Origin of the sequence: Sphingobium sp. (genome assembly GCF_041987595.1) — a bacterium.
GTDB lineage: Bacteria > Pseudomonadota > Alphaproteobacteria > Sphingomonadales > Sphingomonadaceae > Sphingobium.
Genome location: NZ_JBHIWJ010000233.1, coordinates 1 through 592 on the forward strand (window position 1 = coordinate 1; position 592 = coordinate 592).

1 protein-coding gene and 1 pseudogene are annotated in these 592 nt (G+C 65.0%); both read right to left on the bottom strand.

Annotated features, from left to right (window positions below; all coding sequences use genetic code 11):
- Window positions 1–263: pseudogene (locus ACFC3J_RS22920) on the bottom strand (hypothetical protein); the annotation flags it as partial.
- A gap of 9 nt (window positions 264–272) precedes the next feature.
- Window positions 273–592 (bottom strand): hypothetical protein (locus ACFC3J_RS22925; RefSeq protein ID WP_375198205.1); only part of this gene is annotated, 320 nt, incomplete at its 5' end.

Genomic DNA, 592 nt, shown 5'->3' on the forward strand with positions numbered 1-592 from the left:
TTCAGCGTGTCACCCCAGCCCGCCTCGTGCAGCATGACACCGCCAGAATAGGTCTCTCCCATCAGATAGGGCATGGGCTGGTTGGCACCGACCACGGTTTCGTTCAGCGTGCCCTGCACACGGCTGCGCGGCGGCTTGGCCGTGATCTGGGCACCTATGCTGGCAACCGTACCGACCGCCGCCAGGGCAGCACCTGCCGCCGGATTGAAGGGTGTAACGACCACTGCCGCAACGCTGGCAATGGTGCCAACGATCCTGAGCACCTTGGACATTCAGAGCCTCCAGGCTGCGATCAGGTCGCTTTGCATGTTCTTGATCCAGACGAGCGACGAAGGGTCCGCCTCGTGCCAGCCCGCCACCGACTTGTGGCCGTCGTAAATCACCAGCGCGCGCAGGCGCCGATCCTCTCCCGGCAACATCCCGATATCGCCCACCAGCATCTGCGCCGGGGCGATGCGCGGGAACAGGCTGTCCATCAGGGATTCCAGCGTCCGGTGGCCGGTCTTGCACAGCGCCCGCAAAGCCCCCTGCCGCGTGCGAAACATCGGCAGGGGCGGCACGTCATGCCCCATATTGGTCGCATGGACATGCG